15 protein-coding genes and 1 rRNA gene are annotated in these 14,142 nt (G+C 55.8%); 9 read left to right on the top strand and 7 right to left on the bottom strand.

From position 1 onward, the window contains the following. Positions 1–48: 48 nt before the first annotated feature. The gene (locus tag V8L70_RS17415) at positions 49–1,335 is read left to right on the top strand and encodes a UbiH/UbiF/VisC/COQ6 family ubiquinone biosynthesis hydroxylase (protein ID WP_101145050.1); all 1,287 of its coding nucleotides are present in this window, start codon (positions 49–51) and stop codon (positions 1,333–1,335) included. On the opposite strand, the gene V8L70_RS17410 is transcribed toward V8L70_RS17415, so the two are convergent. From V8L70_RS17410 to gpmI, 3 genes are all read right to left on the bottom strand, one after another. After that, positions 1,336–2,652 (bottom strand): S41 family peptidase, encoded by a 1,317-nt coding sequence (locus V8L70_RS17410; protein WP_101145049.1) that lies wholly within the window; start codon positions 2,650–2,652, stop codon positions 1,336–1,338. 120 nt (positions 2,653–2,772) lie between these two features. Next, positions 2,773–3,909: a murein hydrolase activator EnvC family protein gene (locus V8L70_RS17405; RefSeq protein ID WP_101145048.1), complete on the bottom strand. Its 1,137-nt coding sequence runs from the start codon at positions 3,907–3,909 to the stop codon at positions 2,773–2,775. A 5-nt stretch (positions 3,910–3,914) separates the two neighbouring features. After that, positions 3,915–5,492: a 2,3-bisphosphoglycerate-independent phosphoglycerate mutase gene (gene gpmI / locus V8L70_RS17400; RefSeq protein ID WP_101145047.1), complete on the bottom strand. Its 1,578-nt coding sequence runs from the start codon at positions 5,490–5,492 to the stop codon at positions 3,915–3,917. A gap of 366 nt (positions 5,493–5,858) precedes the next feature. Here gpmI and V8L70_RS17395 point away from each other — a divergent pair, with 366 nt between their 5' ends. The 3 genes from V8L70_RS17395 to V8L70_RS17385 are packed head-to-tail and all read left to right on the top strand — an operon-like array spanning position 5,859 to position 7,603. Further along, on the top strand, positions 5,859–6,281 hold the full coding sequence (locus tag V8L70_RS17395; RefSeq protein WP_101145046.1) for a rhodanese-like domain-containing protein: 423 nt from the start codon (positions 5,859–5,861) through the stop codon (positions 6,279–6,281). 41 nt (positions 6,282–6,322) lie between these two features. Next, entirely contained in the window at positions 6,323–6,823 is a 501-nt protein-coding gene (gene secB, locus V8L70_RS17390; protein ID WP_008959139.1) for a protein-export chaperone SecB, read from the top strand. Between the two features lie 3 nt (positions 6,824–6,826). Continuing rightward, a complete protein-coding gene (locus V8L70_RS17385; RefSeq protein ID WP_101145045.1) occupies positions 6,827–7,603 on the top strand; it encodes a 16S rRNA (uracil(1498)-N(3))-methyltransferase in 777 nt (258 codons plus the stop codon). A 24-nt stretch (positions 7,604–7,627) separates the two neighbouring features. Here V8L70_RS17385 and V8L70_RS17380 read toward each other — a convergent pair whose 3' ends face one another. The 3 genes from V8L70_RS17380 to V8L70_RS17370 are packed head-to-tail and all read right to left on the bottom strand — an operon-like array spanning position 7,628 to position 9,334. Next, positions 7,628–8,191 (bottom strand): hypothetical protein, encoded by a 564-nt coding sequence (locus V8L70_RS17380; protein WP_336270231.1) that lies wholly within the window; start codon positions 8,189–8,191, stop codon positions 7,628–7,630. Then, complete coding sequence (locus V8L70_RS17375; protein ID WP_232774477.1) at positions 8,169–9,020, bottom strand: sodium:solute symporter family transporter; 852 nt, start codon at positions 9,018–9,020, stop codon at positions 8,169–8,171. Before V8L70_RS17375 ends, V8L70_RS17380 begins: the two co-directional genes overlap by 23 nt. Further along, the gene (locus V8L70_RS17370) at positions 8,993–9,334 is read right to left on the bottom strand and encodes a sodium:solute symporter family transporter (RefSeq protein ID WP_232774475.1); all 342 of its coding nucleotides are present in this window, start codon (positions 9,332–9,334) and stop codon (positions 8,993–8,995) included. The genes V8L70_RS17375 and V8L70_RS17370 overlap by 28 nt, the downstream gene beginning before the upstream one ends. 171 nt (positions 9,335–9,505) lie before the next feature. Between V8L70_RS17370 and V8L70_RS17365 the strand changes: the two genes are divergently transcribed. The 4 genes from V8L70_RS17365 to ruvX all read left to right on the top strand — a co-directional run bounded on the left by V8L70_RS17365 (position 9,506) and on the right by ruvX (position 12,317). Then, positions 9,506–10,198 (top strand): CvfB family protein, encoded by a 693-nt coding sequence (locus V8L70_RS17365; RefSeq protein ID WP_101145043.1) that lies wholly within the window; start codon positions 9,506–9,508, stop codon positions 10,196–10,198. Positions 10,199–10,275: 77 nt separating this feature from the next. After that, positions 10,276–11,232, top strand: a complete 957-nt coding sequence (gshB, locus tag V8L70_RS17360) for a glutathione synthase (protein ID WP_101145042.1) — start codon at positions 10,276–10,278, stop codon at positions 11,230–11,232. Between the two features lie 72 nt (positions 11,233–11,304). After that, positions 11,305–11,862, top strand: a complete 558-nt coding sequence (locus V8L70_RS17355) for a YqgE/AlgH family protein (RefSeq protein WP_101145041.1) — start codon at positions 11,305–11,307, stop codon at positions 11,860–11,862. Then, entirely contained in the window at positions 11,862–12,317 is a 456-nt protein-coding gene (ruvX, locus tag V8L70_RS17350) for a Holliday junction resolvase RuvX (protein ID WP_008959146.1), read from the top strand. Before V8L70_RS17355 ends, ruvX begins: the two co-directional genes overlap by 1 nt. A 19-nt stretch (positions 12,318–12,336) precedes the next feature. On the opposite strand, the gene V8L70_RS17345 is transcribed toward ruvX, so the two are convergent. Then, the gene (locus tag V8L70_RS17345; RefSeq protein ID WP_336270229.1) at positions 12,337–13,362 is read right to left on the bottom strand and encodes an aspartate carbamoyltransferase; all 1,026 of its coding nucleotides are present in this window, start codon (positions 13,360–13,362) and stop codon (positions 12,337–12,339) included. A gap of 568 nt (positions 13,363–13,930) precedes the next feature. Between V8L70_RS17345 and V8L70_RS17340 the strand changes: the two genes are divergently transcribed. After that, positions 13,931–14,142: ribosomal RNA gene (locus V8L70_RS17340) — 16S ribosomal RNA — on the top strand; the annotation flags it as partial.

Below are 14,142 nucleotides of genomic sequence, written 5' to 3'. Positions count from 1 at the left end.
ATCTACAATCAATAGCTGCGCTCGCTGGCGCTAGTTAAAAGGATTTCTATGCAGACTGACTCAGCTACTGCAAAGCCGCCGGTTGAGCGCTTTGAGGCCATCATTGTCGGCGGCGGCATGGTCGGTACCGCGCTCTGTGCGCTGTTGGCACAAGCGGGGATGAAAGTCGCGTTGGTCGAGGCAAGGCCTGCGCCAATAGGTCTTGATAAGGCCACTGGCCCGCTACCTGCTCCGCGCGTTAGCGCATTAACGCCGGTTTCCCAGCGCTTGCTGGCGCATGTGGGCGCTTGGCCCGCCATGCAGGCAACCCGGGTAACGCCCTACCGCGGCATGCAGGTGTGGGATGCCGAAGGCAGTGGCGAAATCGCTTTTTCCGCTGATGAGGCGGGCGTGGCGGTGCTTGGCCATATCGTTGAGAACACGGTCACGCTGGCCGCACTCAATCGTCAAGTGCTAGACCATCCCAACGTCACGACGTTTTTTGGTGCTAGCCCGCAAGCGCTGCAGCGTGCCAATAGCCATGCTGTCAATGGCAATCGTGCTACTAGTGGGGATTGGCTCATACTTGACGATGGGCGCCAGCTACACGCGTCGCTTATCGTGGCCGCCGACGGTGCTCACTCGGTGCTGCGTGAGATGGCGGATATTGAGGTCGCCAGCGACGATATGCAACAGCATGCTGTCGTGACCACGGTACAGTGCGCCAAGCCTCATGGTGGCACGGCACGGCAAGCGTTTATTGATGGCCGGCCGCTGGCATTCCTGCCTTTAACCGTGGAAGGCAATGAGCATTACTGCTCTATTGTCTGGTCAACCACCCCAGAGCACGCCGATGAGTTGAGCGCGCTGTCTCGTGACGCACTGGGGGAGGCGCTTGGGGAAGCGTTTGGTCATCGCCTAGGAGGCGTTACTGCCTGCGACAAGGCCCACCGTTTTCCGTTAGTGCAGCGCCATGCCCGCCACTATGTGCAGCCGCATTTCGCGCTGGTGGGGGATGCGGCCCACAGTATTCATCCGTTGGCGGGCCAGGGGGTCAATCTGGGGCTGATGGATGCGGCGGTGCTGGCCGAAGAGGTGGTACACGCCTGGCAGCGTGGCGCTCCTTGGGGAGAACTGAGTACGCTAAGGCGCTATGAGCGGCGTCGGCGCTTTGATAACAGCGCCATGCTGGGGTTGATGAAGGGCTTTAAAGTACTGTTTGGCAGTCACGATCCGGCATTGACGATGATGCGCAACCTGGGCATGAGCGGCATGAATCAGTTGGTGCCACTGAAGCGGGTATTGATGCGGCAGGCGACCGGAGAGCGCGGCCGCCTGCCGCTTACTTGCCGTTAATTAACCCCGGCGACGATCGACGACGTTGAGAGCCTTCAGTAGGTTAAGCGCTTCACTGAGCTGGTAATCATCAAGGAGCCGCTCGGCCATCTCCTGTCGATCACGGGGCGCCTGCTGGGCGCTTAGGTGGCCTTCAAGGTCGGCTTCGCGAATTTCACGACGGCTCTCGGCTACTTCCAGGCGGCCGCGTACCACCTCTACATCGGGTTCAATACCCTGGGCCTGAATAGAGCGCCCGTTGGGGGTGTAGTAGAGCGCCGTCGTCAGCTTCAAGCCTTCGCCATTGCCTAACGGCATGATCTGCTGCACCGACCCCTTGCCAAAGCTATCGGTGCCCATAATCACACCGCGTCGTTGATCCTGCAGTGCACCGGCGACAATTTCTGCCGCTGATGCACTGCCGCCGTTGATCAGCACCACCAGGGGAACATCATTAGCCGGCGTGGCGGGGGAGGCAGAGAACGACATTTCGGTATCCGAGAGACGACCCTCGGTATAGACGATCAGCCCTTCGTCCAGGAACAGGTCGGTAATGCCAACGGCGGCCTGCAGCACGCCGCCGGGGTTATTACGTAAATCAAGTATTAACCCTTCCAGTGGCTGACCCTGTGCCATGCGCTCCAGCGCTTCGCGGGCCTGGTCAGGCGTGCGCGATTGGAATTGGCTGATGCGTAGGTAACCGTAACCCGGTTCAAGCAGCTCGTGCTTAACGCTCTCGCTGCGAATAATTTCGCGGGTGAGGATGAACTCACGCGGCGTGTCTTCCCCTGAACGCAGCACGCTAATGCGAATCTCGGTATTGGGCTCGCCGCGCATCAGGGTTACCGCTTCCTGCAGCGACATGCTCTCGGTAGGCGTACCGTCGATGGCCACGATAATGTCGCGGGACTGTAAACCGGCGCGTGAGGCCGGGGTGTCATCGATAGGCGTGATGACCATCAATTGGCCGTTCTCGGTGCCCACTTCGATACCAATACCGCCAAATTCGCCCTGGGTCGACTCTCGCAGGCTTTGGTACTCTTCCTCATCCAGGTAGGCGGAGTGGGGGTCAAGCTCGCTCAGCATGCCGCGCATGGCGTTGCGCAGCAGCGTGCGATCATCAACCTCTTCAACATAAGCACGTTTGATGCGTTCAAACACCTCGGCGAAGGTCTGGATATCTTCAAGGGGGAGTTCGTTAGAGACAGGCTCATCCACCACGCTGCTACTGGCTGGTTGAGCAAGTAACGGTAGCGGGGCCGACAGTAAAACAATCGGCAGCAGGGTAGCCAAAAGGCGCTTGGCGGGGGTGGATACCCCGGTAACAGATAGCGTCATGCAGACTCCGCAAGGCGATAGGTGGCGTCGTAGTGCGTCACCTTGAAATAGTAGCTGGAATAACATTAACAACTGAGTCATTTATAAACTGAGATATTTATAATAGTGCAGCTTATCCCGTCAGCGGCGCGCAATCCAACGCTGCGGATTAATGGGTTCACCGCCGCGGCGCACTTCAAAGTAAAGCGCGGCGCGGTTCTGACCACCGCTGACCCCCACACGGCCGATTTCATCGCCGCGGCTGACCTGCTGCCCAGGTCTAACGCTGAACTGCTGCAGATGTGCGTGCAGCGTCATGATTTGGTCGCCATGATCGATAATGAGCAGGTTGCCAAACCCCCGCATCCAGTCGGCAAACACGACGCGGCCGGTATGAACGGCGGTCACCGGCGTGCCTGCGCTGGCTTGAATGACAATACCGTTGTAGTGCACACCATCGCGATGGTGGAAATTGCTACTGATGGAGCCCTGTACTGGCCAAGGTAAATCACCTTGGGTACTGACAATATGCGTAGTGGGCGATGGTTCGGCAAGTTTTGCCATTTCGGCTTGGATATTGCGCAGCACTTGCTCGGCTTCTTCACGGCTTTGGTTGAGGTCGGCCAGCCGCTCTTCTTCACTTCCGTAACGGTCATCCAGGTTAGAAACAACGCCACGCCGTTCGGTAGTGCGCTCGGCAAGCAGCGCGCTTTGTTCTTCTAACTCGTCGGCCAACGTATCGAGGCGGGCCTGGCGCTCGCTCAGCTCTTGCTGGGTCTCAGCCAGGGCGGTGTCTAGCTTGGCGATAGCCTCTAAGCGACGATTACGTGCTTCCGTTAGCCGGTTCATGTAGGCCTGCATACGGTCAAGCTCAGCAGGGTCGCCCTGGTTAAGCAGCAGCTTGAGCTGTGGCGTTGGGCCAAGCCGATAAAGCGCTGAAAGCTGTTGGCCCAGGGCCGCATACTGATCGGCGCGCTCGCTCTCTAGCCGATCGCGGTGCTGGCGTAGCTGGGTCGTTTCGTCGTTTAGCTGGCGGCGCTCCGCTTGCAGTGTGTCTAAGCGCTGATGCGTTTCGGCAAGCTCCGTTTCGACTTCCTGAAGCTCGCGCTCGGCATCATCGCGGGCTTGACCAGTGGCGCTGAGGCGTTGGGCGACGGACTCGATCTCCTGGCCAATCGCATCCAACTGCTGGCGCGCCGCGCTTTCATCCTGCTGAGCGAAACCCGCTGGCGTGTAAACTAACGCCAGCAGGAGCGTCACTGCTAAATACCACCGCATGGGCACTACTTGTAATGAATCAGTGGTTTTCCGGTCATTGCCTCGGGCTGTTGTTGATCCATCATGGTCAGCAGTGTAGGGGCCAGGTCGCATAGTTTGCCCTCTTCAAGCGAGGCTGGGCGCTTGCCAACGTAAATGAGCGGTACCACAAAGGTAGTGTGAGCAGTTTGCGGAGCGCCTGTTTCAGGATGCACCATCTGTTCTGCATTGCCGTGATCGGCGGTAATTAAGCAGGCGCCGCCAGCGCGCTCGATGGCTTCGACCACGCGGCCCACGCAGGTGTCGACAGTTTCAATGGCTTTTACCGCGGCGTCAAAGTCACCGGTGTGGCCGACCATGTCACCGTTGGCGTAGTTGCAAACGATCAGGTCGAAGCGGCCGTCATCGATGGCCTCTACCAGTTTGTCGGTGATCTCAAAGGCACTCATTTCAGGCTTTTCATCGTAAGTGCGCACATCACGGGGTGAGGGCACCAGGATGCGTTCTTCGCCCTCGTACTCAGCTTCATTACCGCCTGAAAAGAAAAACGTCACGTGAGGGTACTTTTCGGTTTCGGCAATACGCAGCTGTTTCAAGCCGCGCTTGGCGACGACTTCCCCCAAGGTGTCGTTAAGATCCGATGGCGGGAAGGCGGCGGGGGCGGGGATATCAGCGGCATACTGGGTCATCGTCACCAGCCCCTTGCCCGCAAGCTTAGGACATACACGCCGCTCGAAGCCCTTGAAATCCGGTTCGACGAAGACGCGGGTCAGCTCACGGGCGCGGTCGGAGCGGAAATTAAGGAAAATGGCGGCATCGCCATCCTGTAGGGTTACTGCATGCTCTTTGGTGCCGTCTTTCTGCGGTATGCTACTCGCCGTCACGAATTCGTCGGTTTCACCGCGCTGGTAGGCGTCGCGTAGCGCGGCTTCAGCGCTGGTGGCGTAGTGTTCCGCATGGCCATCGGTCAGCAGGCGGTACGCTTGCTCTACTCGTTCCCAGCGGTTGTCTCGATCCATGGCATAAAAGCGGCCAATAATTGACGCTACAAAGCCGTTATCAGCGCCTACCAGCTCTGCTAGCCGAGCATTGGCACGCTCTATTGAGGATAGCGCGCTTTGCGGTGGCATATCGCGGCCATCGAGAAAGGCGTGAATGAAAATACGCTGAGCACCGCGGCGTGCGGCCAATTCGGCCATGGCAATAAAGTGCTCTTCATGGCTGTGGACGCCGCCGGGGGAGAGCAGGCCAATCAAGTGTACCGGCTTGCCGTTGGCGACGGCTTCGTCAATCGGCTGGGTAAGATTTTCATTGACATCCAGGTCGCCGTCTTCAATCGCTTTGCTGATGCGGGTGAAGTCCTGATACACGATACGCCCGGCACCAATATTCATATGCCCAACTTCCGAGTTACCCATTTGGCCTTCGGGGAGCCCCACGTTAAGACCATCGGTATGAACGAAGGTGTGCGGGCAGGTTTCCCACAATTTATCCATCACCGGTTTATGGGCAGCAGCGACGGCATTATGGTCGCTGTCGGGGTTGTGGCCGTAGCCATCGAGAATAATCAGCGCCACTGGGCGCGGGGTACGCGAAGTATCCATAAAAACCTCGTTAAGATTGGCAAGCCGAACGACTCGAAAATTCGGGGTCGCGACGGACGCACGCTTGGGGCATCATAACGCAGGCAACTGCCAGGCGTCATGAGTTAGGAGCCTGCCCGGCTTAACACTGATCTACTGCGAATCCCGGTATTTTGGCCAACTTTAGTCGATCAATTTCGTTAAATAGCGCGCTATTCGCCTCAATTGATCGATAAATTTGGCTCAAAATCCGTGCTTCTCGCGACGATCGGCTAATCCGGACAGGCTCCTAGGCCTGCGCGGGAAGCTATCTGACGTGTATACTTGTCGCGTTTTGGCAGCGGTTAGGCCGCTTTTTTCTGCATTGACCAAGAGATTGTGTTCGCGATGATCGATCAGGTGTTCGAATTCGTACAGAACCACCCCCTGCTAGTCGGGGCATTTTTGCTGGTGCTGTTAGCGTGGATTATTTATGAAACGCGCAGCGCCTCTACAAATGCACTGAACGCCTCGCAGGCCACTCAGCTTATCAACCGCGAAGATGCGGTGGTGCTGGATATCCGTGAAAGTAAGGACTTCAAAGCCGGGCATATCGCGGGGGCGCGCAATATTCCGCAAAGCAACCTCGATAGCCGCATGAGCGAACTGGAAAAAGTAAAAGCCCAGCCGATCATCGTGGTATGCAAGCACGGTCAGAGTTCTGGCGCCGCACAGGCCAAACTCGCTAAAGCAGGCTTTGAGCGCGCTTATAAGTTAAGAGGCGGTATGGCGCAGTGGCAAGGCGATGGCCTTCCGGTGGTTAAGAAGTAAGCGACGTTATTTTTATTTAATGAACAATTAGGAGTTTTATCATGGCGGAAGATAACAATACCCCACAGGCCGGTGCCGCAACGGATGAAAAGCCGCAGCTGAAGTTTTCACTGCAGCGCATTTATGTAAAAGATATTTCGTTTGAAGCGCCGAATTCCCCGTCGGTATTTAAGCAGGCGTTCAAACCCAAGGTGAACCTGGATCTGAATACCACCAGCACCAAGATTGCTGACGACCAGTACGAAGTCGTTGTCAAAGTGACCGCTCAGGTGAACGATAACGAAACAGGCACAACGTCTTTCCTGGCCGAAGTTGAACAGGCCGGCCTGTTCCGGATTGCCGGTATCGAAGGCGCACAGCTGGAACAAACCCTGGGTGCATTCTGCCCTAACCTGCTGTTCCCCTATGCGCGTGAATGCGTGGATAACCTGGTCAACCGCGGTGGCTTCCCGCCGCTGATGCTGGCGCCGGTTAACTTTGAAGCGATGTACGCCCAGCGCAAGCAGCGCGAAGCCAAGCAAGCCGAAGAGAACACCCACTAAGCGATGTCAAACGCCTTGTCAGCAACCCACGCCGCTGATTGGTATGCCCAGCACGGCAAAATGCCACGCCTCTATGTGCCTGCTGCTTTTGTGGCAGGGAGTGAGCTGGCACTGCCGGAAGGGCCTGCTCGTCATGTCACCCGTGTATTGCGCATGGGTGAAGGCGCGCCGCTGGTGCTATTTGACGGCCAGGGTCTTGAGGCCGGGGTGCGCTTGGTGGACGTTAGCCGCAAGCAGACGCTAGCGCGAGTCGAAGCGGTGTGGCCGGGCAGTGGTGAATCGCCACTGTCCGTCCATTTAGGCCAAGCCATCTCTAAAGGCGACCGAATGGATTATGCCATTCAAAAAGCTGTCGAGCTGGGCGTGGCGGCCATTACGCCGCTCTACACCGAGCGTGGCGATGTGCGATTGAAAGGCGACCGTGAAGATAAAAAGCTGGCGCACTGGCAAGCGGTGGCTGCCAGCGCCTGCGAGCAGAGCGGTCGAGCGGTAGTTCCGCCAGTGCATCCACCCATGGCACTCCAAGCATGGCTTGCAGAGCGCCGGGAACCGCTGCGCTTGATGCTGCATCTAGCGACCGGCAATGCGTTTGATCGTCAAGACCGGCCGGCGTCGGTGGCACTGCTGATTGGTCCGGAAGGCGGTTTGAGCGAAAGCGATATTGCGGCTGCCCAAACCGCTACCTTTACGCCGCTAACACTCGGTCCACGGGTGTTGCGAACAGAAACAGCACCTATAGTGGCGCTTTCCCTGCTACAGCATTACTTTGGTGATTTGTAAGCGCTTACTAACTTTAAGGCGCCCTCAAACTGCCTTTTCACTTCGTTCGCTTGCCCCTGCACTTGTTGTCGCTGATGCCTGCCCGCTTTGATATACCTGTTGAAGCCCCTTAAGCACGATGGGCTTAAGCATCGGTAGTGTTTCGCCCGATAATCCACTGAGTACCGTTAAACGAAGGTGTCGGCCACGTGCGTATCCCAGCCAGCAGGGCAGCCATATCGGTACAGGCGTGCTATCCAGCATCTGGATTCGCCAGTGGCGCGGGGTGGCTATGCGTTCCCATAGCCACAGTCGGTCCAGCGCTTTTGGCGTTGGCGGTGAACCGCTATCAATTTTAACGTCTGCACTGGGTTTTTCTTTTTGAGTGGGTAGTTCAGCACCCACCAGTAGCAGTGCGCGGCGCATGTCTTGAGCAGAGAGTAACCACGCCCCTGGCTTGCCATCAGCCACGCCTAAGCCAGTGGCCCACAGTCGAATCCAGGCCGGTTCGCAAGCATTGGCCCCAAGACGCTGTAGCCGCTTTTGAGCCGCTGTCGTATCAATACGCCGGGCTAGCGTTAAGCACTCAACCATTCGCCCACCACTCATTCGCCCAACCCTGTAGCAGCGCTAACATGCCCAGCATGATGCAAAACCAAATAAATAAGCCGATACAGCGTCGGCGCGTCAGGCGGGCCTCTTTGCCAATCACCTGGGCGTTATCAGCTCTGGATGCCAGCACGGCCTGCATGTCTGGCGCGGCTTCTGCCATCATCACATCGCTTAACTGTTCTTGGCTGGGGGCTGGCGCTGTCAGGCTAACGAGATAGCCAACGGTCATCGACACCGCTACGCCGACCGTGTTGTTGTACAGCCAGGAGATATCGAGTAGCGCAGAGACTGCCCATACGGCAAACATGCCGGTAATGAGCCCAGCCATTGCGCCGCGAGCATTGGAACGGTGACTGAAAATAGCCAGCAAAAAGGTACCGAGCAGTGCCCCATAGAACCAGGAGCCAATCTGGTTGACCGCCTCGATCACGGGCCCTAGGTTACCTGCAAAAAAAGCAAACAGCGTGGCATAGAGCCCCCAGAAAATAGTGGCTAGCCGTGAGGCTTTTAAGTAATGGGCATCGCTGGCATTGGGTTTGAGATAGCGGCTATAAAAATCCCGTACGGTCACCGCCGACAGCGAGTTGAGCGCCGAGTCGAGGCTCGACATGGCCGCAGCAAACACCCCGGCAATCACCAGCCCGGCCATGCCTGAAGGGAACGCGTTGACGACATAGCGGGGCAACAGCTCATTGAGGTCATCAGGGGGCGTTAGCCCATGCTGCTGGTAATAGGTCGCCAAAATGACGCCAATAAATAGAAATAGCAGCATCTGTGGAATCAGTAGATAACCGCCAATCAGCAACGAGCGCTGGGCATCGAGCACCGAAGGGCTGGATAAGACACGCTGTATCTGGCTCTGATCAAAATCAACACGATCATGGCCAAAGGTACATTGATAAACGTCACCAAGCGTTCAAGGCCGCCCTCGAAGCCCCAGCCAGGTGCTCCGATAAAGGTGATGGCACTGGCTTGGGTTGCCATGACCGACAGGCCGATGGCCCAACCGGGAATTTTGCGACCGCCTAGAAAATAGTCCTCAGGGTTATGCTGATCCTTACCGAATCGTGAACCAATCCAGGCGATTAAACTGATGTAACCAATCAAAACGACCGTATCAAAAAGCGTGAACCCTTCCATGTTCGCTCCCCAATGCCTAATTTTGTCTAGTGTTTTGATAGTAGCAGGTTGTGCGCCGTTTGCTTTTGCATAAGTCTTAAGGGCTTTTAGCCAGTGAAATGACAACTCGCTTTGCCCTGCGTGTGCCAGACACACATAATGGTGTTCTATCTTTCTTGAAGGACGACAGCCATGGTGCGTGAGTCACACTCATCCCCACGATCCGCCAGTGATGCATCCGCCCAGTTGGGTGAAGTGGCGTACCTGACGGTGACAGCGGTCAATAACATCGGTGCTTTTTTGCAGTGGGGGCAGCCAAAAGATGTGCTGTTGCCCTTTAGTGAGCAGCATTTTCGACCTGATGCCGGTAAGCGCGTTCTGGTGATGCTGTATGGCGACGACCAAGGGCGACCTGTGGCGTCGATGAAACTTGATCGTTTTCTAACGGATGATGCCTGGGCGTTGGAAAAAGGTGATGAGGTCGCCGTGGTAGTGGCTGATCGTACCGATTTGGGTATGAAGGTGGTGGTCAACCATCGTTACTGGGGGCTTATTTACCAGGATGACGTGACTCAACCTTTGCGCCGTGGCCAATCAGTTAAAGGCTATGTGAAGCAGCGTCGTGAAGATGGCCGCCTCAATATCTCGCTGTTACCGCCAGGCGCTGCACGATTAGACGTAGTCGGTGACAAGGTTCTAAAAGCATTGCGCGAAAGCGGTGGCTATTTGGCGCTGGGAGATAAAAGCCCTGCCCATGAAGTTAAAGCGCGCTTAGGGGTTAGTAAAAGTGCTTATAAACAAGCGATTGGCCGACTTTATAAGCAGCAGTTGATCACGTTAGAGCCTGATGCTATTCGCTTGGTGCCTGGCGCACTTAGCGAGTAGTTAGCGGGGGCAGTTGGAGCCGGGCGGGCAGTGCGTCATACTGCGGCTCTATTGTTCATGTTTGGATAGTGCCCCCGATGAGCCAATCAAATCTGCATCTCGGCGTTGTGATGGATCCCATCAGCGACATCGCTTACAAGAAAGACACCACCATGGCCATGCTATGGGCCGCCCAGGAGCGAGGCTATACCCTGCACTATATGGAGCAGGAAGATCTTTTCTTGAATGCGGGGCAAGCCTACGCGCGCATGCGGCCGTTAACGGTGCACCGTGATCCCAATCACTGGTATGACCTAGGCGAAGCGTCGGCCCGCCCACTGGTTGAGTTGGATGTGGTCCTGATGCGTAAAGATCCGCCCGTCGATGCTGACTTTACTAACGCCGTGCATCTGCTGGGTTTTGCCGAGCGTGAAGGGGTGCTGGTGGTCAACCCCACGGCGGCGTTGTTGCAGTGTAATGAGAAATTGTTTGCCCAGCAGTTCCCTCAGTGCTGCGCGCCGACACTTGTGGCCAGCCGCGATGATGTACTGCGCGCCTTCCACGCCGAGCACGGCGACGTGATCTTCAAACCACTGGATGGCATGGGCGGTACCGGTATTTTTCATATTGGCCCAGATGGTCGCAATATCGGCGCAGTGATTGAGCAGCTTACTTTTCGCGGCCAACGCCAAATTATGGCGCAGCGTTATCTTCCCGAAATTAAGGATGGCGATACGCGCATTCTATTGGTCGATGGTGAACCCGTACCCTTTGGCCTGGCGCGTATTCCGTCAGCGGGCGAAACCCGTGGCAATTTGGCTGCTGGTGGGCGGGGCGTCAGCCGTGAACTCACCGAACGTGACCATTGGCTTATTCAACAGGTGCAGCCAATGATTCGTGACAAGGGCTTAATGTTCGTTGGTCTCGATGTGATCGGTGACTATATTACTGAAATTAACGTCACCAGCCCCACCTGCGTACGTGAAATAGATGACCAGCGGGGAACAAATATCGCCGGTTTGCTGCTGGATGCCATTGAGCGTCGCTTAGCCTAAGCGCGGCTTCACTCTTATAATGACACTTATTACGTTATGCCTGTTGGAGTGCCAACAGGCAGTGGGAGACGCATGCAAAGTTTGAAACATCACTTTTTAATGGCCATGCCACATTTAGAAGACCCTAATTTTGCCGGTAGTCTGATCTATCTTTGCGATCACGATGACAACGGCTGCATGGGGGTGATTACTAACCGACCGTTAGAGATCACCCTTGAAGCCCTGTTTGATCAACTGGAACTGGGTGGTGAGGCAAGCCCGCACCGCAATGCACCGGTCTATTACGGTGGGCCGATGCACAAAGATCGTGGCTTCATTCTGCATGTCGGCGATAGCCAGCAATGGGACTCTAGTATCCAGGTGGAAGATGGCATAGCCCTTACCACATCCTTGGATATTCTCCAGGCCTTTGCTGCCGGCGATGGCCCCGAGCACTTTCTAGTCTGCTTGGGTTGCGCGGGCTGGGAAGTGGGGCTGCTAGAAGAAGAGCTTAAAGAGAATAGTTGGTTAACTGTAGAAGCTCAGAGCAGCGTGCTATTCAACACGCCCCCCGTCGAGCGGTTAACGGCGGCGGCAGGTTTGCTCGGTATCGACCTTAACCTAATGACCCGAGATGCGGGGCACGCTTAATGGCTGAAGCGGGGCAGCGCTTAATCCTGGCCTTTGACTACGGCACTCGGCGTATCGGTGTGGCGGTGGGCAACGAGCTGCTGCACAGCGCGCGGGAACTCACACCGCTGACGGCGCGAGATGGGATTCCAGATTGGAACGTCGTGTCACGGCTGCTTAAAGAATGGCAGCCCGATCTGTTAGTGGTGGGGCTGCCGCTGAATATGGATGGTAGCGAATCAGAAATGAGCACTCGCGCCCGCAAGTTCGGCAATCGTCTGCATGGTCGCTACGGCAAACCGTGTGAAATGGTCGATGAGCGTGGTACCACGCGGGAGGCGAAAATGATCGCCCGTGAGGCGGGGCATAAAGGCAACTATCGGCAAGATAGTGTCGATGGCATTGCAGCTATTCTTATCCTTGAAGGCTGGTTTGCCCACCAGGAAGGTTTACCCGGCGGGCGTCTTTCGCTGTAACGCCTATGAATCCCTTCTTTTAGCGATCTAGCGTGCCTGTTTGAGTCGGCACGTACCAACGAACCGGTCGTAACTCCTGCTCAATTAGTTCGTCGACCTTTAGTAGCGATGCAAAAATCGCCATCCGCATTGGAATGCCGTTATCGGTTTGGCGGAAAATTGCCAGACGCGGGTCGCCGTTCAGATCCACGTTTAAATCATTCGCACCGGGGCGACTGTCCCTAGGTAGCGGGTGCATCACTATCGTGCTTTGGCTGCAGCGCTGGTTCAGAAAATCGCGGTTGACCATAAAGTCATCGGAAAGCCCCTGGAAACTCTCATTCATCTCGTCGGTAAAGCGCTCTTTCTGAATACGCGTTGTGTACACCACATCCAAATCTGCAAAGTCATTGGCTAATGAGTCGCGCTGCTCAATGCGATGGCCGCGCGATGCCACTAGATCAATCAGTTTTGAGGGCATTTCAAGACCTGGCGGTGATACCAGCGTAATGCGCAGCGGATCATAGAGTGATAAAAGCTTGATCAGTGAATGGACGGTGCGACCGTATTTCAAATCGCCGGTGAGTAAGATATGTGCACCGGTCAGCGACTTACCCAAGCGCTGAAACTCTTTATCAATCGTATAAAGGTCAAGCAGCGCTTGACTGGGGTGCTCGCCAGGGCCGTCGCCGCCATTAATCACTGGTACGTTAGTAGCTGCAGCAAATTCAGCCACTGAACCCTGGTCGGGGTGGCGCATCACAATGGCGTCACAGTAGCCACTCATTACCCGGCTGGTGTCGTAGAGTGACTCACCCTTCGCCATAGAGGAGAAGGTAAAGCCAGTGGTGTCGCACACACTGCCACCCAAACGGCAAAAGGCTGCATTAAAGCTGACCCGTGTTCGTGTACTGGCTTCAAAAAATAGATTGCCGAGCACCGCCCCTTCCAACACGCGCGTCACTTGGCGCCGCTGGGCGATTGGCTCCATGCGCGCAGCAACACGCAGTAAATGATCAACACTTTCACGATTTAATGAGTCGACAGTCAGCAGATGGTGGCTCATGGCGGACCTCAGTAAGGGGGTAGATAAAGCTAGTGTAACCGCCAATTAGGGTAGTGCCGAAGAGCTTTCATTCGCGAAAGGCTACTAATCTGTAATTTTTCTACAAAACTGCTTGCCAACCCGGCAGCGAATCCGTAAAGTACGCATCCGCTGCCGGGGACGCCAAGCGTTACCAGCGGTGAATGAAGGTGAAAACCTTCGGTTTGTCAGGTAGTTAGCGGTTTTGGATGTGGTCAGGTTTGCATCGAAAACAACGCCCTTGACAACCACTAGGAAATGCGTAGAATACGCCTTCCTCGCTGTGGCAAGCCAAGTCAACGGCTCGCCAGGTTGCTTTCACAGTAACCAGGACAGCGAAACAGCTCTTTAACAATTTGATCAGGTAATTCATGTGGGCGCTTGCTGACGTTGGTGACAAATCACCAAATATCAAGGCAAGCGGTCATGAGAACGACAGTTTTTAAACGTAAGTTTTTAAACAACAGTTGAATGAATTCGTTTGAACCTTGAGCCAAGTTTGATCCGCTTTTGTCACTTTCGAGTGACAAGTAAGGATCACAATGATTGTAAACTGAAGAGTTTGATCATGGCTCAGATTGAACGCTGGCGGCAGGCCTAACACATGCAAGTCGAGCGGTAACAGGGGTAGCTTGCTACCCGCTGACGAGCGGCGGACGGGTGAGTAATGCATAGGAATCTGCCCGATAGTGGGGGATAACCTGGGGAAACCCAGGCTAATACCGCATACGTCCTACGGGAGAAAGGGGGCTCCGGCTCCCG

The sequence above is a fragment of the Vreelandella arctica genome (assembly GCF_037070215.1).
Lineage (GTDB): Bacteria > Pseudomonadota > Gammaproteobacteria > Pseudomonadales > Halomonadaceae > Vreelandella > Vreelandella arctica.
This window is presented reverse-complemented; position numbering and strand designations above follow the sequence as displayed.